The sequence below is a fragment of the Acidihalobacter prosperus genome (assembly GCF_000754095.2).
In the GTDB taxonomy this organism is placed as follows: Bacteria; Pseudomonadota; Gammaproteobacteria; order DSM-5130; family Acidihalobacteraceae; genus Acidihalobacter; species Acidihalobacter prosperus.
Genome location: NZ_JQSG02000001.1, coordinates 360,881 through 387,435 on the forward strand (window position 1 = coordinate 360,881; position 26,555 = coordinate 387,435).

28 protein-coding genes are annotated in these 26,555 nt (G+C 63.5%); 24 read left to right on the forward strand and 4 right to left on the reverse strand.

The features are described from left to right. The first annotated feature begins 56 nt into the window (after positions 1-56). The 3 genes from yajC to secF are packed head-to-tail and all read left to right on the forward strand — an operon-like array spanning position 57 to position 3,220. A complete protein-coding gene (yajC, locus tag THPRO_RS01770) occupies positions 57-398 on the forward strand; it encodes a preprotein translocase subunit YajC (protein ID WP_038093430.1) in 342 nt (113 codons plus the stop codon). A gap of 24 nt (positions 399-422) precedes the next feature. Then, a complete protein-coding gene (secD, locus tag THPRO_RS01775) occupies positions 423-2,276 on the forward strand; it encodes a protein translocase subunit SecD (protein WP_038093432.1) in 1,854 nt (617 codons plus the stop codon). A gap of 14 nt (positions 2,277-2,290) precedes the next feature. After that, positions 2,291-3,220 (forward strand): protein translocase subunit SecF, encoded by a 930-nt coding sequence (secF, locus tag THPRO_RS01780; protein WP_038093435.1) that lies wholly within the window; start codon positions 2,291-2,293, stop codon positions 3,218-3,220. Positions 3,221-3,268: 48 nt separating this feature from the next. Here the strand turns inward: secF and THPRO_RS01785 are convergent, their stop codons facing one another. Next, on the reverse strand, positions 3,269-4,054 hold the full coding sequence (locus THPRO_RS01785) for an inositol monophosphatase family protein (RefSeq protein ID WP_038093438.1): 786 nt from the start codon (positions 4,052-4,054) through the stop codon (positions 3,269-3,271). A gap of 87 nt (positions 4,055-4,141) precedes the next feature. Between THPRO_RS01785 and THPRO_RS01790 the strand changes: the two genes are divergently transcribed. The 19 genes from THPRO_RS01790 to THPRO_RS01880 all read left to right on the forward strand — a co-directional run bounded on the left by THPRO_RS01790 (position 4,142) and on the right by THPRO_RS01880 (position 20,683). Continuing rightward, the gene (locus THPRO_RS01790; protein WP_038093441.1) at positions 4,142-4,900 is read left to right on the forward strand and encodes an RNA methyltransferase; all 759 of its coding nucleotides are present in this window, start codon (positions 4,142-4,144) and stop codon (positions 4,898-4,900) included. A gap of 37 nt (positions 4,901-4,937) precedes the next feature. After that, on the forward strand, positions 4,938-5,741 hold the full coding sequence (cysE, locus tag THPRO_RS01795) for a serine O-acetyltransferase (RefSeq protein WP_065089120.1): 804 nt from the start codon (positions 4,938-4,940) through the stop codon (positions 5,739-5,741). A 57-nt stretch (positions 5,742-5,798) separates the two neighbouring features. Then, positions 5,799-6,311, forward strand: a complete 513-nt coding sequence (locus THPRO_RS01800; protein WP_038093443.1) for an Rrf2 family transcriptional regulator — start codon at positions 5,799-5,801, stop codon at positions 6,309-6,311. A 23-nt stretch (positions 6,312-6,334) separates the two neighbouring features. Next, a complete protein-coding gene (locus THPRO_RS01805; RefSeq protein WP_065089121.1) occupies positions 6,335-7,558 on the forward strand; it encodes an IscS subfamily cysteine desulfurase in 1,224 nt (407 codons plus the stop codon). A 34-nt stretch (positions 7,559-7,592) separates the two neighbouring features. Beyond that, positions 7,593-8,000, forward strand: coding sequence for a Fe-S cluster assembly scaffold IscU (gene iscU, locus THPRO_RS01810; RefSeq protein ID WP_038094189.1), 408 nt, complete (start codon positions 7,593-7,595; stop codon positions 7,998-8,000). Between the two features lie 35 nt (positions 8,001-8,035). Further along, positions 8,036-8,359: an iron-sulfur cluster assembly protein IscA gene (gene iscA / locus THPRO_RS01815; protein ID WP_038092085.1), complete on the forward strand. Its 324-nt coding sequence runs from the start codon at positions 8,036-8,038 to the stop codon at positions 8,357-8,359. Positions 8,360-8,374: 15 nt separating this feature from the next. After that, positions 8,375-8,926 (forward strand): Fe-S protein assembly co-chaperone HscB, encoded by a 552-nt coding sequence (gene hscB, locus THPRO_RS01820; RefSeq protein ID WP_038091928.1) that lies wholly within the window; start codon positions 8,375-8,377, stop codon positions 8,924-8,926. Positions 8,927-8,961: 35 nt separating this feature from the next. Then, complete coding sequence (gene hscA, locus THPRO_RS01825) at positions 8,962-10,833, forward strand: Fe-S protein assembly chaperone HscA (protein WP_065089122.1); 1,872 nt, start codon at positions 8,962-8,964, stop codon at positions 10,831-10,833. 48 nt (positions 10,834-10,881) lie between these two features. Further along, the gene (fdx, locus tag THPRO_RS01830) at positions 10,882-11,220 is read left to right on the forward strand and encodes an ISC system 2Fe-2S type ferredoxin (protein ID WP_038091931.1); all 339 of its coding nucleotides are present in this window, start codon (positions 10,882-10,884) and stop codon (positions 11,218-11,220) included. Positions 11,221-11,244: 24 nt separating this feature from the next. Continuing rightward, the gene (gene iscX / locus THPRO_RS01835; RefSeq protein WP_456236352.1) at positions 11,245-11,439 is read left to right on the forward strand and encodes a Fe-S cluster assembly protein IscX; all 195 of its coding nucleotides are present in this window, start codon (positions 11,245-11,247) and stop codon (positions 11,437-11,439) included. Between the two features lie 159 nt (positions 11,440-11,598). Further along, the gene (gene ndk, locus THPRO_RS01840) at positions 11,599-12,030 is read left to right on the forward strand and encodes a nucleoside-diphosphate kinase (RefSeq protein ID WP_038091936.1); all 432 of its coding nucleotides are present in this window, start codon (positions 11,599-11,601) and stop codon (positions 12,028-12,030) included. Positions 12,031-12,039: 9 nt separating this feature from the next. Continuing rightward, complete coding sequence (rlmN, locus tag THPRO_RS01845; protein ID WP_038091945.1) at positions 12,040-13,149, forward strand: 23S rRNA (adenine(2503)-C(2))-methyltransferase RlmN; 1,110 nt, start codon at positions 12,040-12,042, stop codon at positions 13,147-13,149. Beyond that, entirely contained in the window at positions 13,146-13,913 is a 768-nt protein-coding gene (gene pilW / locus THPRO_RS01850; protein ID WP_065089123.1) for a type IV pilus biogenesis/stability protein PilW, read from the forward strand. The genes rlmN and pilW overlap by 4 nt, the downstream gene beginning before the upstream one ends. Positions 13,914-13,917: 4 nt before the next feature. Continuing rightward, entirely contained in the window at positions 13,918-14,844 is a 927-nt protein-coding gene (locus tag THPRO_RS01855) for a helix-turn-helix domain-containing protein (protein ID WP_038091948.1), read from the forward strand. A 17-nt stretch (positions 14,845-14,861) separates the two neighbouring features. Beyond that, positions 14,862-16,151 carry a histidine--tRNA ligase gene (hisS, locus tag THPRO_RS01860; RefSeq protein WP_052064553.1) on the forward strand — a complete coding sequence of 430 codons (1,290 nt, stop codon included), beginning with the start codon at positions 14,862-14,864 and terminating at the stop codon, positions 16,149-16,151. Next, positions 16,148-16,798, forward strand: a complete 651-nt coding sequence (locus tag THPRO_RS01865) for a YfgM family protein (RefSeq protein WP_052064554.1) — start codon at positions 16,148-16,150, stop codon at positions 16,796-16,798. The genes hisS and THPRO_RS01865 overlap by 4 nt, the downstream gene beginning before the upstream one ends. Before the next feature lie 2 nt (positions 16,799-16,800). Continuing rightward, the gene (bamB, locus tag THPRO_RS01870; protein ID WP_065089246.1) at positions 16,801-18,033 is read left to right on the forward strand and encodes an outer membrane protein assembly factor BamB; all 1,233 of its coding nucleotides are present in this window, start codon (positions 16,801-16,803) and stop codon (positions 18,031-18,033) included. Between the two features lie 20 nt (positions 18,034-18,053). Beyond that, positions 18,054-19,511 carry a ribosome biogenesis GTPase Der gene (gene der, locus THPRO_RS01875; protein WP_038091950.1) on the forward strand — a complete coding sequence of 486 codons (1,458 nt, stop codon included), beginning with the start codon at positions 18,054-18,056 and terminating at the stop codon, positions 19,509-19,511. Positions 19,512-19,516: 5 nt separating this feature from the next. Further along, positions 19,517-20,683: a pyridoxal phosphate-dependent aminotransferase gene (locus tag THPRO_RS01880; RefSeq protein ID WP_038092093.1), complete on the forward strand. Its 1,167-nt coding sequence runs from the start codon at positions 19,517-19,519 to the stop codon at positions 20,681-20,683. Positions 20,684-20,691: 8 nt separating this feature from the next. Here THPRO_RS01880 and THPRO_RS01885 read toward each other — a convergent pair whose 3' ends face one another. Next, a complete protein-coding gene (locus THPRO_RS01885; RefSeq protein WP_065089124.1) occupies positions 20,692-22,227 on the reverse strand; it encodes an MFS transporter in 1,536 nt (511 codons plus the stop codon). 153 nt (positions 22,228-22,380) lie between these two features. On the opposite strand from THPRO_RS01885, the gene THPRO_RS01890 reads away from it, so the two are divergent. Further along, positions 22,381-23,280, forward strand: a complete 900-nt coding sequence (locus THPRO_RS01890) for a LysR family transcriptional regulator (RefSeq protein WP_038091952.1) — start codon at positions 22,381-22,383, stop codon at positions 23,278-23,280. Positions 23,281-23,357: 77 nt separating this feature from the next. Here the strand turns inward: THPRO_RS01890 and THPRO_RS01895 are convergent, their stop codons facing one another. Then, a complete protein-coding gene (locus tag THPRO_RS01895) occupies positions 23,358-24,593 on the reverse strand; it encodes a hypothetical protein (protein ID WP_038091954.1) in 1,236 nt (411 codons plus the stop codon). A gap of 133 nt (positions 24,594-24,726) precedes the next feature. Further along, the gene (cysZ, locus tag THPRO_RS01900; RefSeq protein ID WP_038091956.1) at positions 24,727-25,458 is read right to left on the reverse strand and encodes a sulfate transporter CysZ; all 732 of its coding nucleotides are present in this window, start codon (positions 25,456-25,458) and stop codon (positions 24,727-24,729) included. A gap of 93 nt (positions 25,459-25,551) precedes the next feature. On the opposite strand from cysZ, the gene THPRO_RS01905 reads away from it, so the two are divergent. Beyond that, the gene (locus THPRO_RS01905) at positions 25,552-26,544 is read left to right on the forward strand and encodes a sodium:calcium antiporter (RefSeq protein WP_038091959.1); all 993 of its coding nucleotides are present in this window, start codon (positions 25,552-25,554) and stop codon (positions 26,542-26,544) included. The last annotated feature ends 11 nt before the right edge of the window (positions 26,545-26,555 follow it).

Below are 26,555 nucleotides of genomic sequence, written 5' to 3' on the forward strand. Positions count from 1 at the left end.
CGAGGGTAACGGGCACCCTCGCGACCTCACAAAGCCCTATTCCCAAGGAGCGTGCGATGAGCTTTTTCATTCCCAATGCGTTGGCCGCTGAAGGCGGCACGGCAGCGGCGGCACAGCCCGGCGGCGGCCTCGATTTCATGATCCTGATCGCCATCATGTTCGCGGTCATGTATTTCATGATCATCCGCCCGCAGAGCAAGCGGGCCAAGGAGCACAAGCGCTTGCTGGAGGCCTTGTCCAAGGGCGACGAGGTGGTCACCAATGGCGGCATCGTCGGCAAGGTCACCGCGGTCGGCGACAACTTCGTGCAGGTCGAGGTGTCAGAGGGTGTCGAGGTCAAGCTGCAGAAGCAGGCGGTGACCTCCGTACTGCCCAAGGGCACCATCAAGGGACTCTGAGCCGACACCAGGACTAGCTGCCGGATGAATCGTTATTCGCTCTGGAAATATCTGCTGATCGTCGCGGTCATCGCGGTCGGGCTGCTGTACGCGCTGCCCAACCTCTACGGGGAAGACCCCGCCATCCAGATTTCGCATCGCGACACACCGGTAAGCGGGGCGTTGGCGGGCGAGATCAAGACCACGCTCGACAAGAGCGGTATCCGCTACAAACGCATCGAGCATGAGGGCGCCACCTTCCTCGTGCGTTTCTACGATACCGAGCAGCAGCTCAAGGCGATCGATCCGCTGAAGGCGGCGCTGGGCAACCGTTATATCGTGGCGGTGAATCTGGCCCCGGCCACGCCGAAGTGGCTGCGCGACCTGGGTGCTGAACCCATGTACCTCGGCCTGGATTTGCGAGGCGGCGTGCATTTTCTGCTGCAGATCGACATGGGCGCGGCGGTGGAGCAGGTGCTCGACCGCGACGAATCCGGCATCCGGCGCTTCCTGATGGGCAAACAGATCCGCTACACCGAGGTCAGCCGCGACAAGGAAGCGCTGTATATCCGCTTTCCGGACGCGACCCAGCGCGACAGGGCCGAGTCGGCCCTCGGCGGCGAATACACCGACCTGACCTTCTCGCCGGTGCAGCGCGACGGCGTGCCCGCGTTGGCCGCGCACATGAGCCAGGCGGCGCTGGCGCAGACCCAGCGCTACGCGATGGAGCAGAACATCACCACGCTGCGCAATCGCGTCAACGAGCTTGGCGTGTCCGAGCCGGTGATCCAGCAGCAGGGCAAGGACCGTATCGTGGTCGAATTGCCGGGCGTGCAGGACACGGCTCGCGCCAAGGACATTCTCGGCGCCACCGCCGGCCTGGAGTTCCGTCTGGTCTCGCGCGACGGCAACGCCGCCAACGCCGAGCGTACCGGCAATGTGCCACCCAACGCGCGCCTGTTCCACGAGCGCAGCGGCACGCCGATCCTGCTGCAACGTCATGTCATCCTGACCGGTGACTACGTGGTCAATGCCGCATCCGGCTTCGCCCAGCAGAGCAATTCTCCGGCCGTGTTCATCACCCTCAATGCCGAGGGCGCTCACCTGATGAGCGAGGCCACGCGCAACAACGTCGGTCGCTTGATGGCGGTGGTCTACATCGAAAGCAAGCCGGTGACGCAGATGGTCGACGGCAAGAAAATGGTGAGCCACAAGAAGACCGAGGAGGTCATCAACGTCGCCCGCATCCAGGAACAGCTCGGCAAGCGCTTCCAGATCACGGGCCTCGACAGCCCGCAGCAGGCACGCAATCTCGCGCTGTTGCTGCGCGCGGGTTCGCTGGCGGCGCCGATGACCATCATCGAGGAGCGTACCGTGGGGCCGAGCCTGGGCAAGGAAAACATCCAGCAAGGCTTCAATTCCGCGGTGTTCGGCTTCCTGTTGGTGGTATTGTTCATGGCGGTTTACTACCGCGTGTTCGGTCTGGTCGCCAATCTCGCGCTGATCGCCAACGTGGTGCTCATCGTGGCCGTGATGTCGATGATCCAGGCGACGCTGACCCTGCCCGGCATCGCTGGCATCACCCTGACCGTAGGCATGGCCGTGGATGCCAACGTGCTGATATTCGAGCGCATACGCGAGGAACTGCGTAACGGCAATACGCCGCAGGCGAGTATCCATGCCGGCTACGAGCGTGCCTTCGGGACCATCGCCGACTCGAACATCACCACGTTGATCGCCGCGTTGATGCTGTTCGCCTTCGGCACGGGTCCGGTCAAAGGCTTCGCGGTGACGCTCTCGATCGGCATCGTGACCTCCATGTTTACCGCCATCATGGGCACGCGGGCGGTGATCAACCTTGTTTACGGTCGTCGGCGCGTCAAGAGCCTGGCCATCTGAGAGCGCGACACAGCATGTTCCAGTTCAAACAGACCAACATCAACTTCATGGGCAAACGCCATTGGTGGATGGCGATGTCCGTGACCCTGGTGATCCTCTCCATCGTTGCACTGGCCACGCGTGGGTTGAATTTCGGCATCGACTTCACCGGCGGCACGGTCGTGGAGGTGCATTACGACAAGCCCGTGGTGTTGAGCAAGGTTCGTGCAACCCTGCACGCGCATGGCTTCAAGGACGCCCAGGCAACCAATATCGGTACCGCGCAGGATGTGATGATCCGGGTCGCACCCCATCCACACGAAAATCGCTCCAAGATCGGCGACGAGGTGGTGTCGGTATTGCAGCAAGCCGGCGACGGCCAGGTGGTGCTGCGCAAGGTCGAGTTCGTCGGGCCCGTGGTCGGCAAGGAGCTGCGGCAGGATGGCAGTCTCGCGCTGCTCTACACCATGATCGCGATCCTGATCTACGTCGCCTTTCGTTTCGAATATCGGCTGGCCATCGGCGCGGTCATCGCCTCGATGCACGACATCATCGTCACCCTGGGCGTGTTCGCGGTCACTCAATATGAATTCAACCTGACGGTGCTGGCGGCACTCTTGGCGCTGCTCGGCTATTCGCTCAACGATACCATCGTGGTCTACGACCGCATCCGCGAGAATTTCCGGCGCATGCGCAAGGGAACGCCGGTGGAAGTGGTCAACACGGCGGTCAACCAGACCTTGTCGCGCACCGTGATGACTTCGTTGACGGTCGTGCTGGTGCTGCTGTCGCTGTTCTTCCTGGGCGGCAGCGTGATTCATAATTTCTCGGTTGCGCTGCTGGTCGGTGTGGTATTCGGCACTTACTCGTCGGTGTACATCGCCAGCTCGCTGGCCCTGCTGCTCGGTATCAGCAAGGCCGATCTCATGCCGGTGAAGAAGGGCGAGGTCGACGACCGCCCCTGACCTGATGCGGCAGGCGCGGGCCGCGCATGCGGCCCGCGCCGGGTGGCTTCAGCCCTTGAGTCCCTGATGGATATTGCCGAGCATGTGGCGCAGCACCTTGGGGCTGGCCGCGACGATGTCGCCGCTGTTCACATAACCGTCCCCGCCCGCGAAATCGCTCACCAGTCCGCCGGCCTCCATCACCAGCAGCGCGCCGGCGGCCAGATCCCAGGGCATCAGGCCCGACTCCCAGTATCCGTCCAGGCGCCCGGCAGCGACATAGGCCAGATCGAGGGCGGCGGAACCCGCGCGGCGAATGCCCGCCGGCTGGCCGATGAAGCCGCGCAGGGTCTTCATGTAGCCGTCTACTTCCTGGTGTTCGCGGAACGGGATGCCGGTGCCGAGCAGGGCGCCGTCTAGGCTGGCGCGCGCGCTGACCCGGATGCGGCGGTTGTTCAGCGCCGCGCCGGCGCCGCGCGTGGCCGTGAACATTTCGTCCTTGAAAGGGTCGTAGACCACAGCCTGTTCCAGGCGTTCGCGATAGCGCAGCGCGATGGAGACGGCATACTGCGGAAAGCCGTGCAGGTAGTTGGTCGTGCCGTCGAGTGGGTCGATGACCCATTCGTATTCGTTGCCGCCGCTATGTCCACTTTCCTCGGCGAGGATGCCGTGATCGGGGTAGGCCTTGCGCAGGGTCCGTATAATGACTTCCTCGGCCTGGCGGTCGACCTCGCTGACGAAATCGTTGCGCTGCTTGCTCTCGATGGTCAGCGTGTCGATACGCTCGCTGTTGCGAAGCAAAACGGTGCCCGCGGCGCGGGCGGCCTTGACGGCGGTATTGAGAAAAGGATGCATGATGGGTGATCGAATCAAAACGGGGGCGAAAGAATACCAGACTCGGGTCTGGATTGATGCCATGTTCGACTGTGGGGATCGTGCGGCATGATGGCGCTCGACGCAATCCGTATCGTGCTCGTCGAGCCTTCTCACCCCGGCAATATCGGTGCGGCGGCCAGGGCGATGAAAACCATGGGGCTGTCGCGCCTGTATCTGGTAGCGCCGGAACTCTACCCTCATGCCGAGGCGACGGCCCGCGCATCCGGGGCGGACGACGTGCTGGCACGCGCAGCCGTATGCCAGAACCTGGATGCGGCGCTGGCCGGCGTCACACTTGTGCTCGGCACCAGCGCGCGCGCGCGCAATCTGGAGTGGCCAACCATCCCGCCGCGCGAGGCCGCGACGCGGATCGGCGCGGAGACGGGCGGCGAGGTGGCCATCCTGTTCGGCCGCGAACGCAGCGGGTTGACCAATGCCGAGCTCGAGCGCTGCCATTATCGCGTGCACATCCCGGCCAGCCCGGACTACAGCTCGCTCAATCTGGCTTCCGCCGTTCAGATCCTGTGCTACGAACTGGCACTGGCGGCAGATCACGAAACAGGCGTTTCGAGGATTACCGAAATAGCGGGCGAGGCTGTTGATGAATCGTACGCAGAGCAGATCGACGTCGACCGTTTCTACGCCCATCTGGAGCAGGCGCTGGTCGAGATAGACTTCCTCGATCCGGAGAATCCGCGCCAACTGATGCGCCGACTCAAGCGTTTGTTCAATCGTACCCGGCTGTTGCAGACAGAGGTGAATCTGCTGCGTGGTATCCTGACCGCCGCCCAGCGCCAGGCGCGCCTGGCATCCGGCCGGGATTGAGGACTGACAGCTGCGGGCTGCCGCGAGGAAAACACTTATGTTCGAACGTCTGCGTGAGGATATCCGGTGCGTCTTCGAGCGCGACCCGGCGGCGCGTACGACCTTCGAAGTGCTGACGACCTATCCCGGGCTGCATGCCGTGCTCATCCACCGTGCCAGCCACTGGCTGTGGGTACGCGGTGTGCGCTGGCCCGCGCGTGTCATGTCGGCCTTCGGGCGCTGGTGGACGGGTATCGAGATTCATCCAGGCGCGAGAATCGGCCGGCGTTTCTTCATCGATCACGGCATGGGCGTGGTGATCGGCGAGACGGCGGAGATCGGCGACGACTGCACGCTTTATCACGGCGTGACCCTCGGCGGTACCTCGTGGAGGCCTGGCAAGCGGCATCCCACGCTCGGCAACAACGTCGTGATCGGCGCCGGCGCCAAGATACTGGGGCCGTTGCGCCTCGGCGATGGAAGCCGTGTCGGCTCGAACGCCGTGGTACTCAAGGACGTTCCCGACAATGCAACGGCGGTCGGTATTCCCGCGCACATCGTGCGCCAGCGAACGGGAGCGGATGCCGAGCGCCGGCAGGCGCTGGCCAATCGCCTGGGATTCGACGCCTACGGTGTCACGCGCGATGCTCCCGATCCGGTGGCGCATGCGATCGACTGTTTGCTTGACCACACGCATCTCGTCGATGAGCGATTGGCGCAGCTTTGCAAGTCGGTGCGCGAACTGGGCGGGGAAGTGGAAGCGGGGCAGCTGCCGCCGATCGTCAATTGCGAGCTCGACAGCTCCATGACGGAGCCCATCGAGGCGACCGACAGCGAGCCATCGTCGGAACGGGGTAAATAGTTGACTATTTCGCTATGTTATTGCTAGGCTAGGGCCACGGTTGTCTGGGGATTGGCGATGAAACTGACTACGAAAGGCCGCTATGCCGTGACCGCGATGCTGGATCTCGCGCTGCACAACGACGCGGGCCCGGTGACGCTGGCGGATGTGTCCGCCCGGCAAGGCATTTCATTATCGTACCTCGAACAGTTGTTTTCGAGACTGCGGAAATCGGAGCTGGTGGTCAGTACGCGCGGCCCCGGCGGCGGCTACAATCTGGCGCGCGATCCGGACGCTATTGCGGTAGGGCAGGTCATTAGCGCCGTTGACGAGGTCATCGACGCAACCCGCTGCGGTGGCGAAAGCGACTGCCAGAACCGCGAGCGCTGTCTGACCCACGATCTGTGGAGCGATCTCAGCGAGCAGATCCGCGAATTTCTGGGTGGCGTGAGTCTGGGTGCGCTGATGCGCCGGCGAGGCGTGCGCGAAGTGGCGGAGCGCCAGATCGCGCTTCATCAGCTGCGCCTACGTGCTGCCGACGATGCGCCGGAAGCGGCAAGTGCCGCCGCCGGTTCGCAAACCCATATTTGAATCTGTCAGGGATGGATCGAGCGATGGACGAAGTGAAGACGCCGATATATTTGGACTATGCGGCGACGACGCCGGTGGACGGTCGAGTGGCGGACGTGATGTGCGGTTATCTGACGCGAGAGGGCGTGTACGGTAATCCGGCGTCGCGCAGCCACTGTTTTGGCTGGTCGGCGGAGGAAGCGGTGGAGCGCGCGCGCGCCGAGGTGGCGGGGCTGATCAATGCCGATCCCAAGGAGATCGTGTGGACCAGCGGCGCGACCGAGTCGGACAATCTTGCGATCAAGGGCGTGATGCATTTCTACGCGCGCAAGGGCCGGCACATGGTGACCAGCAAGACCGAGCACAAGGCGGTGCTGGACACCTGCCGGCAGCTTGAGCGCGAGGGCTGCGAGGTGACCTATCTCGATCCGGAGCCGAACGGCCTGATCGATCTGGGCAAGCTTGAGGCGGCGCTGCGCGAGGACACCGTGCTGGTGTCGCTGATGCACGTCAACAACGAGATCGGCGTGATTCAGGACCTTGAAGCCGTGAGCGCGCTGACCCGTGCGCGGGGCATCCTGCTGCATGTGGATGCCGCGCAGTCCGCCGGCAAGGTGCCGCTGGACGTGCAGGCCCTGGACATCGACCTGGCCAGTCTCTCGGGGCACAAGATGTACGGCCCCAAGGGCATTGGTGCGCTGTACGTGCGGCGCAAGCCGCGGGTGCGCCTGGAGGCGCAGATGCATGGCGGCGGGCACGAGCGCGGCATGCGCTCGGGCACCCTGGCGACGCACCAGATCGTCGGCATGGGCGAGGCGGCGCGGCTGGCGCGCGAGGAGATGGGTGCCGACCTCGAGCGCATCCGCGGCCTGCGCGACCGGCTGTGGGCCGGGGTCAACGACCTCGAGGCCGTTTACCTCAACGGCGACCTGGCGCACGGCTACCCCGGCATTCTCAACGTCAGTTTTGCCTACGTCGAAGGCGAGAGCCTGCTGATGGCGCTCAAGGACCTGGCGGTCTCCTCCGGCTCGGCGTGCACCTCGGCGAGTCTTGAGCCGAGCTACGTGCTGCGCGCGCTGGGCCGGGACGACGAACTGGCGCACAGTTCCATCCGTTTCTCGATCGGGCGTTACACCACGGCTGCGGAGATCGACCACGCGATTGCCGAAGTGCGCCAGGCGGTGGGCAAGCTGCGCGAGCTTTCGCCGTTGTGGGAGATGTACCAGGACGGCGTGGATCTCAAGAGCATTCAATGGGCCGCCCACTGAGGGCGGACGGACACGGGACACGGAGGACGCAAAGATGGCATACAGCGACAAGGTAATCGATCACTACGAGAACCCGCGCAACGTGGGCACCCTGGACAAGGGCGACGCGAGCGTGGGCACGGGCATGGTAGGCGCGCCGGCGTGCGGCGACGTGATGAAGCTGCAGATCAAGGTCAACGCCGCGGGCGTGATCGAAGACGCCAAGTTCAAGACCTACGGCTGCGGTTCGGCGATCGCCAGCTCGAGCCTTCTGACCGAATGGGTCAAGGGCAAGACGCTGGCGGAGGCGGGCGAGATCAAGAACACGCAGATAGCCGAGGAACTGGCGCTGCCACCGGTGAAGATCCATTGCTCGGTGCTGGCGGAGGACGCCATCAAGGCCGCCATCGCCGACTACCAGGGCAAACAAAACGACAATAACCAGAACGCTCAGTCCGCTTGATCGATGGCGTTGCGGATACGACGGAGGTGAAGTCTGTGGCGATTACCCTGACTGAGGCGGCGGCGAACCGCATGCGGACCTTCATGGAAAAACGCGGCAAGGGCGTGGGCGTGCGCCTGGGCGTGAAGACCACGGGGTGCTCCGGCATGGCTTATGTCATGGAGTTCGCCGATGCGCTTGATGAAGGCGACGAGGTCTTCGACGATCACGGCGTCAAGATCGTGATCAATGCCAAGAGCCTGGTTTATCTCGATGGGACCGAACTGGACTACGTCCGCGAGGGCCTCAACGAAGGCTTCAAGTTCAGCAACCCGAACGAGAAGAACCGCTGCGGCTGCGGCGAAAGCTTCAATGTCTGATGGCGGATTGGCACGATGGCGCTGAGCGGGCTCGATCTGGGACGCGACTATTTCGAACTGTTCGGCCAGTCGCGCGCCTTTGATGTCGATGCCGGAGCGCTGGATACCCGCTACCGCGAACTCCAGGCTTTGTATCATCCAGACCGTCATGCCGGCGGCGAGGCGCGCGACCGCCGCCTTGCCGTGCAGGCATCGGCTTGGGTCAACGAGGCCTACCAGACTTTGAAGGAGCCGGGTCGACGCGCGCGTTATCTGCTGGAGCTCGCGGGCGTGTCTTTCGACGACGAGCGCGATACGACCGCGGATCCGGATTTCCTGATGCGCCAGATGGCCCTGCGCGAAGCGCTGGCCGAAACCGCGCAAGCGTCCGAGCCATTGTTCGCCCTGGAAGATCTGATGCGCGAGTTGCGTAGCGAACGGGACGGACTGTACACAAGCTTCGCTGCAGCCTATGCCACGGGCCGCCTGGAGGACGCCAAGCGTACCGTTCTGCAGTTGCGTTTCTATGCACGCCTGCTCGACGAGGCCAACCGTATGGCCGAGCGCTTGGAAGACCAGGGCGACTGAATCCAATCACCCGAAGCGACAGAAATCACCTAGCCATGTCATTACTGCAGATCGCCGAACCCGGCATGTCGACCGCGCCCCACGCCCACCGTCTGGCGGCGGGCATCGATCTTGGAACCACCAATTCCCTGGTGGCCTCGGTGCGCAGCGGCGTAGCCGAGACGCTCGCCGACGAAGCAGGGCGGCATATCCTGCCCTCGGTGGTGCGTTACCGCGCCGACGGCGAGCCGATCGTCGGCGCCGCCGCGAAGATGGATGCCGCGGACGACCCGCTCAACACCCTGGCTTCGATCAAACGCCTGATGGGGCGTGGCGTTGACGACCTCAAGACGCTTGCCGGCCATGTACCTTACCGGTTTGCACCGGGCGAATCGGTGGTGCCGAGAATACGCACCGACGCCGGTGACGTGACGGCCGTCGAGGTTTCCGCCGAGATCCTGCGCAGCTTGCGTGCGCGCGCCGAAGCGGCGTTGGGTGGCGAACTCGCCGGCGTCGTGATCACGGTGCCGGCCTATTTCGATGACGCGCAGCGCCAGGCGACCAAGGACGCGGCACGGCTGGCGGGGCTCAATGTATTTCGTTTGCTGAACGAACCCACCGCTGCCGCGGTGGCTTATGGCCTGGATCAGGGCGGGGACGGCCTGATCGCGGTCTACGATCTGGGTGGCGGCACCTTCGACATTTCCATCCTGCGCCTCAATCGAGGCGTTTTCGAGGTGCTGGCCACCGGCGGCGACAGCGCACTCGGCGGCGACGATTTCGATCGAGAAATTGCCGCCTGGATCATGGCGGAAGCCGGTCTTGGGGGCGATGCGGATCATCGGACCATGCGTCGCCTGATGCGCGAGGCTTGTGCCGCCAAGGAAGCGTTGACGGAAGTCGAAAGCGTTGGGATCACGCTCGATCTGGGCGATGAGCGTCACTGGCAGGGGCATCTGACCCGCGAGCAACTCGACACCCTGCTCGACCCGCTGATCCAGAAGACACTCGCGGCCTGCCGCCGCGCACTGCGCGATGCCGGCGTTGAACGCGAGGCGATCGGCGACGTGGTCATGGTGGGCGGTTCGACCCGAGTGCCCCGTGTGCGCGAACGCGTCGCATCGTTCTTCGGGCGCGCGCCCCGCGTGGACATCGACCCGGACAAGGTGGTGGCCGTGGGTGCGGCGATCCAGGCCGACGTCCTGGCGGGCAACAAGCCCGACGGCGAACTGCTATTGCTGGATGTGATCCCGCTGTCGCTGGGTATCGAAACCATGGGCGGGCTGGTCGAGAAAATCATTCCCCGCAACACCACGATTCCGGTGGCGCGCGCGCAGGAATTCACCACCTTCAAGGACGGCCAGGGCGCGATGGCGATCCACGTGCTGCAGGGCGAACGCGAACTCGTAGACGATTGTCGCTCGCTGGCCCGCTTCGTACTGTCCGGTCTGCCACCGATGGTCGCCGGTGCACCGCGCATCCGCGTGACATTCCAGGTCGACGCGGACGGTCTGGTCGGCGTGACCGCCGAGGAACTGACCAGCGGCGTTCAGGCCGGCGTCGAGATCAAGCCTTCCTACGGACTGGAGGAGGAGGAAATCGAACGCATGCTCAGAGCCTCGATCGAGCATGCGCGAGACGACATGCTCGCGCGCCGGCTGCGCGAGGAGCAGGTCGAGGCGGATCGGGTCATCGAGGCGCTTGACGCGGCCTTGGCGACAGACGGCGAGCGCCTGCTATCCGAGCACGAACGTACCGTCATTCTGTCGGCTAGAGAGGCGCTCGTGCGCTGCCGTGATAGCGGCGATCCGGAGGCCATCCGCAGCGCCATCGAGGCAGTCGAGCACGCCAGCAGCGATTTCGTCGCAAGACGTATGGATACGGCGATCAGCAGTGCCATGTCCGGGCACCGCGTCGACGAATTTTGACCAATGGCGGCCGCCAACGCGGCCGCAACAGGGGGCTTAGGAGATCACATGCCGCGTATTACCTTTTTGCCGCACAGCACGCTCTGCCCGGAGGGCAAGGTGATTGAAGTCGCTGCCGGCACGTCCATTTGCGATGCCGCGCTTGGCCACGGCATCGAAATCGAACATGCCTGCGAGAAGGCCTGCGCCTGTACGACCTGCCACGTCTATGTGCGCAAGGGTATGGATTCGCTCAACGAGCCCACCGAAGACGAGGAGGATATGCTCGACAAGGCCTGGGGGCTCGAACCCGATTCGCGGCTGAGTTGCCAGAGTGTGGTCGGCGATGAGGATCTCGAGATCGAGATTCCGCGCTACACCATCAATCTGGTTTCCGAAAACCACTGACGGACGAGGTTGGCGCCGATGACGCTGAGCTGGAAGGACACGCTGGAGATCGCGATTGCGCTGGACGAAGCCCATCCGGACGTCGATCCTCGCTATGTGCGCTTCACCGATCTGCACGCCTGGGTTTGCGATCTGGATGGGTTCGAAGACAATCCCGAGCATTCGAATGAGCGTATTCTGGAGGCCATTCAGATGGCCTGGCTGGAAGAGCGTGGCTAGTGCGTTGTCAGGGTGGCTTGACAGCGAGTAAACTTACCGCCCCTATGGGCACGAAGAACCCGCGCCAGACGCGGGTTCTTCGCATGGGTATACGATAGACGGCGACAAACTTTATGGCGTCTAGCAAGTTATTTATCGACAAAAGGGAGTATCGAATCAATGGCGGTTGAACGTACGCTATCCATCATCAAGCCTGATGCGGTGGCCAAGAACATCATCGGCGAAATCTATAGCCGTTTTGAGCGCGCCGGACTGAAAATCGTTGCCGCCCGTATGCTGCACCTGTCGCGCGAGCAGGCCGAGGCATTCTATGCCGTGCACAAGGAACGTCCCTTCTTCAAGGATCTGGTCGACTTCATGATTTCCGGGCCGGTGATGGTGCAGGCGCTCGAGGGCGAGAATGCCGTCGCCCGTCATCGCGAGATCATGGGCGCCACCGATCCCAAGCAGGCCGAGCCGGGCACGATTCGCGCCGATTTCGCCGATTCGATCGACGAGAATGCGGTGCATGGTTCGGATGCCGTCGAGACGGCGACCCAGGAAGTGAATTTCTTCTTCGGTCCGGATGAACTCTGCGCGCGGACGCGCTGAGTCACTGCCATGTCGCCTGACGCGAAAACCAATCTGCTGGGTTTGCCCCGACAAGCGCTCGAAGCCTATTTCGGCGAGCGGGGCGAGGCCCCGTTTCGCGCGCGTCAGGTGATGAAGTGGATGCATCATCATGGTGTCGCCGACTTCGCGGAAATGACCGATCTGGCCAAGGCCCTGCGCCTGCGTCTTGCCGGCGAGGCGCAGGTGCGGGCACCGGAAGTGGTGATGGAGCAGGCATCCGCAGATGGGACCCGCAAATGGCTGCTGCGCTTGGATGACGGCAATTGCATCGAAACCGTGTTCATCCCGGATGACGGTCGTGGGACCCTGTGCGTCTCATCGCAGGTTGGCTGTGCGCTCGACTGCACCTTCTGTTCCACCGCGCGTCAGGGTTTCAACCGTAACCTCAGTGCCGCTGAGATCGTCGCGCAGCTGTGGGTGGCCAAGCGGCATCTGCAGCCCGATCCAGGCCGCTCGCGCGTGATCACGAACGTGGTGCTGATGGGTATGGGCGAGCCGCTGCTCAATTACGATGCGGTCATCGACGCGATGGATCTGATGATGGACGATCTGGCCTATGGTCTCGGCAAGCGACGTGTCACGCTGAGCACCTCCGGCGTGATCCCGGCGATGGACCGTCTCAAGGACCGTCTCGACGTGAGTCTCGCGGTATCACTGCATGCACCCAACGACGCGTTGCGCGACCAGCTGGTGCCGCTCAACCGCAAGTACCCGATTGCGGATCTGCTGGCGGCTTGCCGCCGTTTCGTCGAGGGCAAGAAGCACAAGCAGCGGGTAACCTTCGAATACGTCATGCTCAAGGGTGTCAACGATAGTCCCGAGCATGCCCGCGAACTCGTACGCCTGCTGCACGACGTGCCGTCGAAGGTCAATCTCATCCCGTTCAATCCGTTTCCGGAAACGCGATTCACGCGCTCGGACCCACAAACGATCGATCGCTTCCGCGACATCCTGATCGCCGCAGGCCTGACCACGATTACCCGCAAGACGCGGGGTGACGACATCGATGCCGCCTGCGGTCAGCTGGCCGGGAAGGTGCAGGATCGCAGCCGCCGCGCCTTGCGCTTTGCGCGCCTGGAACAGGATCTGACCGTATGAGATATGGCCTCGCTCGGATTCGCCCATTCCTGATCATCACCGCCTTGGCGACGCTTGCCGGATGTGCGACCTCGCCGCAGGAGCGCAAGGCGGAGGCCCAGCAGCATCGGGCTGCCGTGCTCAACGCACAGCTCGGCATCGATTACATGCAGACGGGCAATCTTAAGCTGGCCGACGAAAAGCTCAAGCGCGCCCTGAGCCAGGACCCCAATTCTTCCGTCGTGCGCAACGCCTATGCCCTGCTGATGCAGCGCCTGGGGCGCAACGACGAGGCCGAGGAGAACTTTTCCAAGGCCGTGGCGCTCAAGCCCAACGACGGCGACGTGCACAACAATTTCGGCGTCTTCCTCTGCGAGCAGGAGCATTACACCCGAGCTTACGCGCAGTTCAAGGACGCCTGGAGCAATCCGCTATACAACACGCCCGAATACGCCTACGCCAATGCCGGCGTCTGCGCCGTGCGCCAGGGTGACAAGAAGCTGGCCGAACAACGCTTCGAACAGGCGCTCAAGGTACAGCCGGGTTTCGCGCCAGCCTTGTATCAATTGGCAAAACTGGCTTCGGAGCAAGGTGACAACCAGAAGGCAGACGCCTATCTGGGACGCATCACCGGCGAGGCGCGCTATACGCCGGATATCCTTGCCCTGTGCCTCAAGGTCAAGCGCGAGGTGGGTGATATGAACGGGGCAGCCGACTGCGCACGCGATCTGTACCGCATGTTCCCCAATTCGCCGCAGGCACGCGCCCTGCTGCAAAATCAGTGACGACATGGATGACGAACGCAACCAGCCGTTACCAGAATCTCAGGCCCGGCACGAGCCGATAGGCACGCGTCTGCGTCTGCGCCGCGAGGCGCTGGACCTGCGTATTGAAGACGTTGCCCGACACCTGCATCTCGACACCAGCGTCGTGCGGGCCCTGGAATCGGACGACTTTGACGCGTTGCCCGGCCCGGCCTATATCAAGGGTTATTTGCGAGCCTACGGGCAATTGCTCGAACTCGATGTGCGGGTACTCATCGATGCCTACCGGGCTCAGGCTCATCCTGCCGAGCCGGAGCTGAAGCCGGCGGTGGAGATGAACGACCGCATGGCCTTGCGCGGACGTGTCTATGCCTTCGGCAGTGCGATCGCGCTGGTCTTGATCCTGCTCGCAGCCTGGTGGTATACCCACGACCAATCAATTGATACGAACCCGCCGGTCGCCGAACATTCGAGCGCGTCGGGCACCGCCGCGCCGGCCGCGCCCACGCCTGCCATCGCCCCGACGCTACCGTTGCCGACGACGGCAACGGCACCGACAGCCTCGACCACGGCGATGCCGCAGACGGCCACCGTGCCGATTCCACCCAGCGTCTCTCCGTCACCGGCCGTAGTCGCCGGCGAAACCGCGGCACCATCGGCCGCCACACCGGCCGGACAGGCGCGGCTGCAGCTGAACCTCACGCATCGGAGCTGGGTCCAAGTCGACGATGCCAAGGGACAACAGCTGGTGTATGGCTTACTCGATGCCGGCACTCATCGCCTGCTGACTGGCAGCGCGCCGTTTTCCGTGTTCTTGGGCTACGCGCAGGGCGTGCAACTGAGCATCGATGGACAGCGCGTGGATATCGCCCCGCATATCCGCGCCAACCACACCGCGAGATTCAAGGTGTCGGTGCCGTCCGATGCCGGCGGTACCGGAACGAGCCCTTAAAACACGAAAGGAATCCCATGGGCGAGCGCATACAATCCATTCGCGGGATGCATGACATCCTGCCCGAGCAGGCCTCGGCCTGGCGCCACCTTGAAGCCGCCGCGCAACGCGTGGTCGATGCATACGGTTATCGCCAGATCCGCCTGCCGATCGTCGAGAAGAGCGAACTGTTCGCGCGCTCGATCGGCGAGGTGACCGACATCGTCGAAAAAGAGATGTACACCTTTGCGGACCGCAACGGCGAATCGCTGAGCCTGCGTCCCGAGGGCACGGCGGGCTGCGTGCGTGCCGGTATCGAACACGGTTTTCTGCACAATCAGCTCAATCGCCTGTGGTACGTGGGGCCGATGTTCCGGCACGAGCGCCCGCAGAAGGGGCGCTATCGCCAGTTCCACCAGCTAGGCGTCGAGGCCTACGGCATGGCTGGCCCCGACATAGACGCCGAGGTCATTCTGCTCAGCGCGCGGCTTTGGCGCGAACTCGGCCTGCGCGGCCTGCGCCTCGAAATCAACTCGTTGGGCAGTCTTGAAGCGCGCATGCGCTACCGCGAGACGCTGACCACCTACCTGCGCAATCATCTCGATGCGCTCGACGATGACAGTCGCAGGCGGCTCGACAGCAACCCGCTGCGCATACTGGACAGCAAGGACGCGGACACGCGCGCCGTGCTGGCCGACGCGCCGAGCCTGCTGGACGCGCTCGACGAGGAAAGTCGTCGGCATTTCGACGGCCTGCGCAGGCTGTTGGACGACAACGGCGTCGCCTACGAGATCAACCCAAGGCTGGTTCGCGGCCTGGATTACTATTCGCGCACCGTGTTCGAGTGGGTCACCGACGATCTCGGTGCGCAGGGCACGGTCTGTGCCGGCGGGCGCTATGACGGTCTGATCCCGCAACTGGGCGGCAGGCCGACGCCGGCATGCGGTTTCGCTATGGGCCTGGAGCGCCTGTTGGCATTGCTCGAATCCCAGGGATTGTTGCCGCCGGAGGAGACTCCGGACGTGTACTGCCTGAGTCTGGGCGAGGACGCGCGCGCCGTCGCGATGCGCCTGATGGAGTCGCTGCGCGAGGCTGCGCCGTCTTTGCGCGTGCTGACGCACTGTGGTGAGGGCAATCTCAAGGCCCAGCTCAAGCGTGCTGACAAGTATGGCGCCCGCGTGGCGGTGATTCTCGGCGAGGATGAACTGCGCGACGCTACGGCGACGCTCAAGCCGTTGCAGGGCGAACAGCCCCAGCAACGTGTGACGCAAACCGAACTGGTGACGAATTTGTTGGCGCTGTGCGCGAAGGAGAACACGGTTTCATGACGGCATACCACGTGGAAGACGAGGAACTCGAGGCGGCCAAGCACTGGTGGCGACGCTATGGCCGATGGCTGGCGCTGGCGGCGGTGGCCGGGCTGATCGGGTTCTTCGCCTGGAAGGGCTGGGCCTATTATCAGGCGCGCGAAGACAAGAAGGCTTCCGCGCTGTACAGCCAAATGCTGTCTGCCAATCGACAGCACCAGGACAAGCGGTGGCCGGGACAGGCCGTGGATTTGATCAAACGTTTCAGTGGCACGCCTTACGCGTCCCTGGCAGCCTTCATGCTGGCCAAACAGGCGGTCATGGACGGTCATCTCGACCAGGCTGCCGAACGGCTTCGCTGGGTGGTGGACCACGGCTCGCAAAAAGCGTTGCGTGAACTGGCTGCGCTGCGCCTTGCGCGCGTCCTGATAGCGGATAAAAAGCCCGATGAGGCGCTTAAGCTGCTTTCCAGCGGCTTCGGCGAGGCCTATCTACCTTTGACCCAATCGCTCAGAGGCGATGCCTGGCTGGCCAAGGGCGAGCGGCAAAAGGCACGTAACGCCTATGAAGAAGCGTTGGCGGGCGCCCAGGCCATGGGGCTACCGACGCGCGACCTCGAAATGAAACTCGATGCATTGCCGGCGCCGGCGGCTCAGGGAGGCAAATGACCATGCAAGGTATTGTTCGGCAGGCGGCAATCGTCGGTCTCGCGATGTTCGCAACCCTGGGGCTTGGCGGCTGCAGTCTCTTCGAAAAACCGGTCAATACCCGCCCGCCGGAACCGCTGAAACCAATCAAGTCTAGCCTGCCAGTCAAGCAGGTTTGGGAGACCTCAATCGGCAACGGCAATCACGGTTATCTGCTGCGCCTGCGTCCGTGGCTGCACGAGGGCGTGCTGTATGCCGCCGATCAGGCCGGGCGTCTGTCCGCGTTCAAGGCGGACAACGGCAACCAACTTTGGAGTGTCAAGGTCGGCCTGCGTCTCACGGCCGGCGTCAGCGGCGGCGAGGACATGCTGTTTGTGGGCGGCCAAAACGGCAAGCTGATCGCGGTGTCGATCAAGACCCACGGTGTGCTCTGGCAGACCCAGCTGGGTAGCGAGGTAATGGCGATATCGAAACCGGCGCAGGGCGAGGTGGTGGTCCACACGAATGCCGGCAAACTGGTTGCGCTGGATGTCAGCACCGGCAACGTGATCTGGAATCAGGGCATCGAATCGCCGAACCTCATCGTGCGCGGCAAGACCACACCGGTGATCAGCGGCAATACCGTGGTCACCGGGTTCTCGACGGGCCAGATCGCCGCCTTTAGTCTGAGTGACGGCACCCCACTGTGGCAGTTGCGCGTCGCCGAGCCGCGCGGTGCTTCCGAATTGCAGCGGATGGTGGACGTCAGCGGCCGCATCGACGTGATTGATGGCGTGGTGTTTGCGGCGAGCTATCACGGACGTGTCGTGGCCGCCACGCTTGGCAAGGGTCAGCTGTTGTGGTCGCATCCGATGTCTTCCTATGTCGGTTTGACGGTCGGCGACAAGGCGGTCTACGTGACCGATTCGCACAGCGCCGTCTGGGCGCTGGATCTGGCGACCGGCGCTTCGCTGTGGAAGCAGTCCGCCCTGCGTTTCCGCGAAGCGACCGTGCCGGTCATCGTGGGCGGATATCTGGTCGTCGGCGACTATCAGGGCTATCTGCATTTCCTGTCCATCAAGGACGGCGCATTCGTTGCGCGGAAGCATCTGACCGACGCCGCGATCGATGCGCCGCCCGTGGTCCGCGGAGATAACCTCTATGTCCAGGCTGCGGACGGCACGCTGGCGATGTATCGTATCGGCAAACCGTCGACCAAGGCGGATCAGGCCGGACATTCCGGCTCCCAGGGCCATTCGGCCATTTCACCGTTCTGAGTCCAAGGCAATCCATAGCCATGCAAGCCACTCTCGCCCTGGTCGGGCGGCCCAACGTGGGCAAATCGACCCTGTTCAACCGCCTGACCCGCAGCCGCGACGCATTGGTCGCGAATCTGCCCGGCTTGACGCGCGACCGTAAATACGGACTCGGCCGCCTCGGTGGCCGGGACTACCTCGTGGTCGATACCGGTGGTCTCGGCGAAGAAACGGATGCCATCGATGCGCTGATGGGCGAGCAGACCCGCGCGGCGATGCGCGAGGCGACTCATCTGCTGCTGCTGATCGATGGTCGAACCGGTGTGACCGCCGGTGACGAAGCGCTGGCCGCGGAATTGCGGGTTATGGGCAAGCCGGTGTATCTGGTCGTGAACAAGGTCGATACCACGACGCCTGATGCTGCCCTGGCCGAGGCTTATCGTCTTGGTTTGGGCGAACCGCTTTTGATTTCGGCCACCCGCGGCAGCGGCCTGGAGCGTCTGATCGAACGCGTGATACCGGGCCCGGCAAGCGAAGCTTGGACGGATGCCGAAACGGACGATCCATCGGTGGCGGATGCGTCGGCTGCAAGCAGGGGCAATATGCCGCGGCCGCGCAGCAAGGAGGGCACGCGCATCGCGTTTGTGGGGCGTCCCAATGTCGGTAAATCGACCTTGGTCAATCGTCTGATCGGCGAGAATCGGGTGGTGGTATTCGACCGTCCCGGCACCACACGGGACACCATCGACGTACCCTTCGAACGCGACGGCAGACGCTATGTGCTGGTGGATACCGCCGGTATCCGCCGCCGCGCGCGCGTCAATGAGATGGTGGAGAAATTCTCCATCGTCAAGGCGCTGGAGGCGATCAATGCGGCGGATGTCGTGGTCCTGGTGCTTGACGCCCGCGCCGGCGTGACCGAGCAGGATGCCCATCTGATCGGACTCGCCCTCGACGCGGGTGCGCCGCTGGTGGTGGCGGTGAACAAATGGGATGGCCTGACCGCCGACGAACGGGCCGACGTGCGCCGAGGTTTGGACCTGCGCCTGACCTTCCTCGATTTCGCCGAACGCCATTTCATCTCCGCTTTGCACGGTACCGGTGTGGGGCATCTGCTGGCTGCGGCGCATCGGGCCGACGACAGCGCGCATCGCGAGGTATCCACGGCGGCACTCAACCGCCTACTGGAAGGCTTGGTCGCAGCGCACCAGCCGCCGTTGTCGCGAGGCAGACGAATAAAGCTTCGCTATGCCCATTTGGGAGGGCACCGGCCTTTCACGATCGTGATCCACGGCAATCAAACCGAGCGTCTGCCCGGCGAATACAAACGCTATCTGGCCAATGGCTATCGCAAGGCGCTCAAACTGGTGGGCACGCCGGTGGCGCTCGAATTCAAGACCGGCGACAACCCGTTTGCCGGACGGCGCAATACCCTGACGCCTCATCAGGCGCACAAGAAAAAACGCCTGCTACGGCACGTCAAGCGCAACAGCAGGTGAGCGCCGTGCATCTGCGCACCGCCCGTCGTATCGACGATATCGCTTCGTTCCGGGTGATGGATCTGTTGGCCCGCGCGCGTCAGTTGGAAGCCGAGGGGCGGCGCATCGTGCATCTGGAGATCGGCGAGCCGGACTTCGATACGCCGACGGCCATCGTCGAAGCGGGTCGTGCTGCGCTACAGGCAGGCGCCACGCGTTACACCCCTGCACTTGGCTTGCCGGCGTTGCGGGAAGCAATCGCCGGTTTTTATGCCACGCATTACGGCGTGACGATCTCACCTGAAAGGGTGATCGTCACGCCCGGCGCTTCGGGTGCACTCCAGCTCGTGTTGGGCGTATTGGTCGATCCGGATACCGAAGTCCTGATGACCGATCCCGGCTACCCCTGCAACCGGCATTTCGTCCGCCTGTTCGAGGGCCGTGCACGCCAGGTGATGGTGCGCCGGGATACACGCTACCAGCTGACGCCGGAGCTGTTGCGCGCGCACTGGAGCAAACGTACGGTTGCCGCGTTGGTCGCTTCGCCGGCCAATCCCACCGGTACCTTGATCGCAAAGGGCATGCTGGCGGAAATGGCTGCCTATGCGGCGGAGCGGGAAGGGGCCCTGATCGTCGACGAAATCTACCAGGGACTCGTCTATGACCAACCCGATGCCACGGCACTGGAGATCAGCGACCAGGTGTTCGTGGTCAACAGTTTTTCTAAATATTTCGGCATGACCGGATGGCGCCTGGGTTGGATCGTGGCGCCCGAGGCCTACGTCCGCCCGATAGAGAAATTGGCGCAGAATCTTTTTCTATGTGCACCGACGCCCTCGCAACACGCCGCTCTCGCGGCCTTCGAACCGGAAGTGCTGTCGATTCTGGAAGGTCGGCGTGCCGAATTCCGAACCCGCAGGGATTTTCTGCTGCCCGAACTGCGCGCCCTCGGGTTCAATATTCCGGTGACGCCGGACGGCGCATTTTATCTTTATGCCAATTGCGAGCGCTTCGGCGTTGACGCAGAGACCCTGTCGGCCCGGTTGCTGGAAGAAGCCGGCGTTGCCGTGACGCCGGGAACGGATTTCGGCGAGAATGGTGCCGATCAGCATATCCGCTTCGCCTATACCACCGGGATGGACGATCTGAAGGAAGCCGTTGCCCGTTTGCGGGATTTCTTCAAGCGCGCCTGAGCGCAGACTCAGGGCTGGCGGTCGCCGCTTTGAAGGGCGGGACGTCGAGCAACAGCGGATTCCATCTCCTGTTCCTGAATGAAGCTGCGCGGACCCAGAGGGGAGGCTGCGGCGACGGGTGGCTTGAGCGCGAAATAAGCCAGCCCTGCGGCGAGCAGACACACCCAGGCGGATACGCGGAGCAAATTGTCCAGTGCCTGGGTCTGCGCTTCTGCATCCAGCAGGTGCTGAACGAATATCAGCCAGTGGGCGGTGATGGCCTCGTGTGCAGGCAGCGTATCCGCACGCAGCGCCGTGGCGGCGACCGCGCTTTGACGTATCCAATAGACGCTGAGCAGCGTGACACCGACGTTGGCGCTGAAGACTCGGATGAAATTGCTGGTCGTCGCCGCCGAGGGGATGTCCTGCGCCGCGATTCCGGAGAGCACGATCAGGGTCAGCGGCACGAACAGCATGCCGACACCCATGCCTTCGATCAGCATCGGCAGGAACAGGGCCTGCAAGCCGCTGGCCTGATTGACGTCGGCAATCCCGTAGGCGCCGGCGAATACCAGGAAACAGGCGGTGGCGAGGCGACGCAGCCCGACCAAGCCGCGCAGCCTGTCCATCACGGAGGCGAGCGGGATGGCGCCCAGTGCGATCGGCAGCAGCAGTACGCTGCCCCAATAGCCATTATAACCGAGGTCGCTCTCCGCCCAGAGTGGCAGCAGTGCAGCCCAGGCCATGAACAGCGACCAGCCGATGCACAGCAACAGCAGCCCGAGCGTGTAATTGCGCCGACGGAAGAACTGGAAGTCGAGCAACGGATGGGGGCAGCGGCGCTCCCACCATGCAAAGGCGAGCAGCAGGGCGCAGGCCAACAGGCTCAATTCGTCGATAAGGCGTGCGTGCCACCAGCCGTCGTCCTGTCCCTGGTCCATGATCATCTGCAGGCCCAACAGACCCCCATACAGCAGCCCGAAACCGATGCGGTCGAATGGCGGCGTGGTGGCGTCGGGACGGGCATGGTCGATGCCTCGGCGCCCGAACCATCCTGCGATCAGCAGTAGCGGCGCACAGATCCAGAATATGCCGCGCCAACCAGCCGTGGTTGCCAGATAACCGCCGATCGCTGGTCCGACGAAGAAAGGGATCAGCATGGCGTTGCTCCAGACGATGGTGACGAGTCCATGCCGTGAGGGAGGCGTGCGTTGCAGGAACAGATGCTGGCTCAGCGGCACCAGCAGGCCGGCGCCGAATCCCTGCATCGCGCGCGCGACCAGCATCAGCCAGAGATTGCCCGTGTCGGCGGCCAATAGCGTGCCCGCGAGCGTGAACAGCACCGAAAATTCGAACAGACGCCGGGGGCCCCAGCGGCGCATGCTCCAGGGCATCACGGTGATGCCAAGTGACCAATGCACGATAAAGTAGGTCAGCGTCCAGAGCGCATGATCGCTGCTGGTAGCCAGGCCTCCGCCGATATAGGGCAGTATGCCGAGTACGGATGCGCCTTCGAATGAACCAATCGCGAGCGCGAGTCCGACGCCTGTGAACAGAGATAACATGATGATTCTATGAGTATTTTTTGATGGAGGACGCGCACGATTTACGGATGGCGCATGGAGATGGATGGCCGTCGACATCGCGCCGAATTAGACTAAGCGGCGCATATTCATCGGGCAAATCCGTTTTTTGGACATGATTCATCGATAATTTGGATGAGTATCCACGCAGAGCATTTGCTCACCTTTCTCCATGTCGCCGAGCAGGGCGGTGTGGCGGCCGGCGCACGCCTCCTGCACCGCAGTCAGCCGGCGGTTTCCGAAAGGTTGAGGCAGTTGACCGAGGCGGTCGGCGAACCGCTGTATCAGCGGGTGGGGCGCGGCATCCGCCTCACTCCCGCGGGCGAGGCCTTGCTGGTGGAGGCGCGAGGCCTGCGTGCCGCGCTCGATCATGTGGAGGAATGGATCCGTCGCCGCCGGACGCTGCAGGATGGATGTCTGCGCATCGTTTCGAGCAACAACGTCGCGAGTTACTTCCTGCATGAACGCTTGGCGGCTTTCCGCCGTTGCTGCCCAGACATCAGACTGGTGCTCAAAACGGGAGCCTTGGACTGGGCGATCCAGGCGGCGGGCACCTGGGATCTGCTGTTTCTGGATGGCGTATTCGCCGATCCGCAGTCGTGGCTGCCGGGTTTCTGTACTCTGGAACCGTGGATGGAAGACGAAATCGTCGCCCTGTTGCCAGACGACCACCCGTTGGCCGGTCGTGGCGATGAAGGAGTGGGCTGGGACGAATTGGTGGCGTATCCGATCGTGTGGCGGGAACCGGAGTCCGGCGTAAGACGCGCGGTTGAGCATGCCCTGGCCGCGGTCGGCCTGAGCGTGCAGTTCAGTGTCGAGGTGACCGGTGTGGAGGCGGTGCGGGAGGCCGTGTCGGCCGGTCTTGGCGTTGGATTCGCGTCGGCAACCGCCTTGCGCCGCGCACAGTGGCCGCTGCAGCCGTTAAGATTGAATCCGCCGCAGGGCTTGTACTGGACGCTCTATCTGGCAGCACCGAAGCCGGATTATCGTTCGGCCGCGCTGAATGCCTTTCTCGACATGCTGCAGACGGATTGAGTGGGTGCGGCCGCGAAGCGATCGGCCGCACCCGAGTCCATCCATTTGTCGTCCGGCGGTGTCGCCGGCAGACGCGATCAACTGCGGGCCGTGGCTTCCAGCTCCTTGAGCGACTCGTCGACACCCGCTGCACGGGTGAGCTCGGCGACGTTGTGCTTGGCGAAGAAACCATCGAAATCGCCGAAGCGCTGGACGTACTCGACGATCAGGGAGGAGTGCTCCGAGGCGCTGGAGAATATCTGCTTGAGACCTTCTTCCTTGGAGCCGATCACGTCGAGCAGGAAGTCTTTGCCCTGTTCGGCGATGCTGCGCACCACGTATTCGATGTTCTCGAGGCCGTCGGTCTCACCATCGCGCACGGCGACCGCGATGTGATGCAGACGCGGCCCGTAGTTGCGCACGAAGGTTTCCGTCGGCGAGGGCAGCTTCTCCAGGTGATTGACGAAATACGGCGTGTTGTTGGCGGTGAACACCTTGGCAGGGCTGCGGAACTCGCTCGAGTGGTGGACGCTCTTGGTGACGTTGGTCGAGGAATTCTGGTCCTTGATGTCGTAGGAGCCCCAGTAGTAGTAGCTCGACGACGACAGGTATTCGAGGATCGCCACTTCCCGGTTCTGGCTGTAGACGCGCGTGGCCAGATGGTCGATGGGCAACAGCAGGGTGTGCACGCCGAGCTTGTACTGCAATTCCTTGGCGGCTTCGTAGGCCTCCTGGGCACGCGAGTCGATACGGCTGACGCCGAGCGCGTAGACGCGTGGATCGTTGGGTTCGCGCTCGAGGTAGGCAACGATGTTGTGCGTATACGGGGACGGCTTGCTGACCGCGAGGTTGCCGGGAAATTCCAGTTTGCGTACGTCGTCGGCACCGAAGAAACGGAATTCGCGCTCGCGCTGCAGGCTGACCACTTCGTGCAGATTGCTGACGCGGATGATCTCGCCGATATAGCGGCTGTAGGGCTTGTGCGCGCCGACCGGGTAGACCTCGTTGAGGCTGCGGAAGATGCCGCGGGTGCCGGCGTCCTTGACCTCGCGGATAAGTAAGTCGGGGCTGTCAAGGTCGATGCGCAGTATATGCGTGAGATGCTGCTCGCTTTCCAGCGTGACCAGGTAGTGGTAGGGCGTCATTAGCGCCAGTTCGGCGATGTAGGCGATCGAGTGGCCCGGCTCCACGGTGATCATCATGGCGTCGATCTCGTGGATCATGTCGGTCAGGCCGACCCGGTCGCGCTCTTCGAGCAGACGTGTGAGGTAGGTTTCGAAGAAGTCGGAATTGCGCTTGTCACCGTGACGCGCAAAATCCAGTGAAACGGTCATTTCGGAGTCCTTGTAAGCTTTGGTCTGGGCGTCCCGCCGTCGATGCGGCGATTGGTTTCAAGTATCGCGCAGCGGTGGAGGCGGGACCACCCCCGGACAGCGATCCAGGCCCTCTTCGGAGGGTTGAATCCGATCAACGGTGTTCGGAGGCGAGTTTTTCGGTCCAGAGCGCCGTGGCGGCGGCAGTGCCAACCGGCAGAGCGAGCAGGTTGAGCAGGGGGATCCAGGTCAGCAGCAACAGTCCAGTACCCAGACCCAGCGCGAGTGCCCGCCGTCCGCGGCAGGTTTCGTGAACGGCGCGGAAGCTCATGTCGTGATTGCCCATGGGGGTGGAAAGATAGCCCAAGGCCAGCATCCAGGCGGAAAAGGCGATCAGCACGGAGGTAGCCAGTACATTGACCACCGGCACCAGAAACAGCAGCAATAGCGGCAACAGACGCACCAACTGGTAAGCCAGGGCGGAAAGCTGCGTCATCACGCCGATGGCGGTGCTGCGCAGCGTCTGCTTCAGACCGGCGCCGGCGCTGGGCGGTTGTCCGCCCATCTGCAGCTCGATCTGCTCGGCCAGCAGTGCGCTGAACGGCGAAGCAATCAGATTGGCGACCAGGCCGAAGGTATAGAACACGCCCAGCGACAGCGCCAGGAAGAGCAGCGGCAAGATCAGCCATGACAGCCAGGCCAGGCTGCTGGGCAACAGACCGTCCAGCCAGCCGCCAAGGCGTTCCAACAGGAGTACGAAGGCGCTGATGAACAGCACGACATTGATCAGAACCGGTAGGATGACGTAGCGCCGGAGTCGGGGGCGGAGAATGAGCGCCAGGCCACGGGGGATATACGAAAACCCGGTGATGAAATCGCCGATCAATGACGTTTCTCTTTAGATGAAGTGGGAGGCTATTGTGCCGTTTCGGGAGACGACGGACCAGCATGCCGGCCGCAGCACGGACGCCGGACGCGCATGAGTTGGCTGCTGGGAGGCATGGCGCTGCTCGGCATACTGCTCGGTGCCGAGCTGTTCACCAACGCACTGGAACACCTGGGCGAACGCTATGGTCTTTCCGAGGGCGCGGTCGGATCGGTATTCGCGGCAGTCGGCACGGCGCTGCCTGAGGCGTTGGTGCCCGTGGTCGCCCTGTTCGCGGGCGGCGGCATTGCCGTGGGCCAGGCGGTGAGCGTCGGTGCCATACTGGGCGCGCCGTTGATGATTTCCACGCTTTCATTCGGCCTGCTGGGTGTTTTCATGCTGCTGTCCGGCAGACGCCATTTGCACCCCGAGCGCAAGGGGCTGGCACGCGACCTGGGCTGGTTTCAGGCGTTGTTTGGCCTGGGCGCCGCCGCACTGTTCATCCCGCCGGGCGATCACCGGCTGCGGCTCGTGGCGAGCCTCTTGCTGCTGACCGGGTATGCCGCGTATCTGTGGGCGACGCTGCGACGCTCGGGGGCGTTGGTGGCGGAGGGACATGGCGCGAGCGCCGATCAGCCGCTTTATACGGCTCGCCTGTGGGGCGGTGGGCTGGTGCAGATATGGTCGCAGCTGCTGCTCGGTGTCGGTTTGATCGTGTGGGCCGCCCACGGATTTGTTGCTGCCGTGGAGCAGTTGGCCATCTCGCTCGGTCTGTCGGTCCTGGTGCTGTCGCTGCTGGTGGTGCCGGTGGCCACGGAATTGCCCGAAAAGGTCAACAGCCTGTTGTGGGCGCGGCGGGGTAAGGATACCCTCGCGCTGGGCAATCTCAGCGGCGCGCTGGTTTTCCAGGGGTCGCTGCTCCCGGCCCTGGGTCTTTGGCTGACGCCCTGGCAACCCAGCCGCCCGGTCGTGTACGCCGCGGGGCTGACCCTGCTGGCGGCGACCTGGCTGCGCTTCGCCAACCGGCCCGGCGGGTTGAAGCCCGCATGGCTGCTCTTGAATGCCGCCTGCTATGCGGCCTATTTTTATCTGCTCACGGCCCGCTAGCGGGCAGGCGC

Excerpts from the sequence above, each read along its gene's own strand:
- yajC (WP_038093430.1), top strand. The coding sequence starts at position 57 with ATGAGCTTTTTCATTCCCAATGCGTTGGCCGCTGAAGGCGGCACGGCA.
- secD (WP_038093432.1), top strand. The coding sequence starts at position 423 with ATGAATCGTTATTCGCTCTGGAAATATCTGCTGATCGTCGCGGTCATC.
- secF (WP_038093435.1), top strand. The coding sequence starts at position 2,291 with ATGTTCCAGTTCAAACAGACCAACATCAACTTCATGGGCAAACGCCAT.
- THPRO_RS01785 (WP_038093438.1), bottom strand. The coding sequence starts at position 4,054 with ATGCATCCTTTTCTCAATACCGCCGTCAAGGCCGCCCGCGCCGCGGGC.
- THPRO_RS01790 (WP_038093441.1), top strand. The coding sequence starts at position 4,142 with ATGATGGCGCTCGACGCAATCCGTATCGTGCTCGTCGAGCCTTCTCAC.
- cysE (WP_065089120.1), top strand. The coding sequence starts at position 4,938 with ATGTTCGAACGTCTGCGTGAGGATATCCGGTGCGTCTTCGAGCGCGAC.
- THPRO_RS01800 (WP_038093443.1), top strand. The coding sequence starts at position 5,799 with ATGAAACTGACTACGAAAGGCCGCTATGCCGTGACCGCGATGCTGGAT.
- THPRO_RS01805 (WP_065089121.1), top strand. The coding sequence starts at position 6,335 with ATGGACGAAGTGAAGACGCCGATATATTTGGACTATGCGGCGACGACG.
- iscU (WP_038094189.1), top strand. The coding sequence starts at position 7,593 with ATGGCATACAGCGACAAGGTAATCGATCACTACGAGAACCCGCGCAAC.
- hscB (WP_038091928.1), top strand. The coding sequence starts at position 8,375 with ATGGCGCTGAGCGGGCTCGATCTGGGACGCGACTATTTCGAACTGTTC.
- hscA (WP_065089122.1), top strand. The coding sequence starts at position 8,962 with ATGTCATTACTGCAGATCGCCGAACCCGGCATGTCGACCGCGCCCCAC.
- fdx (WP_038091931.1), top strand. The coding sequence starts at position 10,882 with ATGCCGCGTATTACCTTTTTGCCGCACAGCACGCTCTGCCCGGAGGGC.
- ndk (WP_038091936.1), top strand. The coding sequence starts at position 11,599 with ATGGCGGTTGAACGTACGCTATCCATCATCAAGCCTGATGCGGTGGCC.
- rlmN (WP_038091945.1), top strand. The coding sequence starts at position 12,040 with ATGTCGCCTGACGCGAAAACCAATCTGCTGGGTTTGCCCCGACAAGCG.
- pilW (WP_065089123.1), top strand. The coding sequence starts at position 13,146 with ATGAGATATGGCCTCGCTCGGATTCGCCCATTCCTGATCATCACCGCC.
- THPRO_RS01855 (WP_038091948.1), top strand. The coding sequence starts at position 13,918 with ATGGATGACGAACGCAACCAGCCGTTACCAGAATCTCAGGCCCGGCAC.
- hisS (WP_052064553.1), top strand. The coding sequence starts at position 14,862 with ATGGGCGAGCGCATACAATCCATTCGCGGGATGCATGACATCCTGCCC.
- THPRO_RS01865 (WP_052064554.1), top strand. The coding sequence starts at position 16,148 with ATGACGGCATACCACGTGGAAGACGAGGAACTCGAGGCGGCCAAGCAC.
- bamB (WP_065089246.1), top strand. The coding sequence starts at position 16,801 with ATGCAAGGTATTGTTCGGCAGGCGGCAATCGTCGGTCTCGCGATGTTC.
- der (WP_038091950.1), top strand. The coding sequence starts at position 18,054 with ATGCAAGCCACTCTCGCCCTGGTCGGGCGGCCCAACGTGGGCAAATCG.
- THPRO_RS01885 (WP_065089124.1), bottom strand. The coding sequence starts at position 22,227 with ATGTTATCTCTGTTCACAGGCGTCGGACTCGCGCTCGCGATTGGTTCA.
- THPRO_RS01890 (WP_038091952.1), top strand. The coding sequence starts at position 22,381 with ATGAGTATCCACGCAGAGCATTTGCTCACCTTTCTCCATGTCGCCGAG.
- THPRO_RS01895 (WP_038091954.1), bottom strand. The coding sequence starts at position 24,593 with ATGACCGTTTCACTGGATTTTGCGCGTCACGGTGACAAGCGCAATTCC.
- THPRO_RS01905 (WP_038091959.1), top strand. The coding sequence starts at position 25,552 with ATGAGTTGGCTGCTGGGAGGCATGGCGCTGCTCGGCATACTGCTCGGT.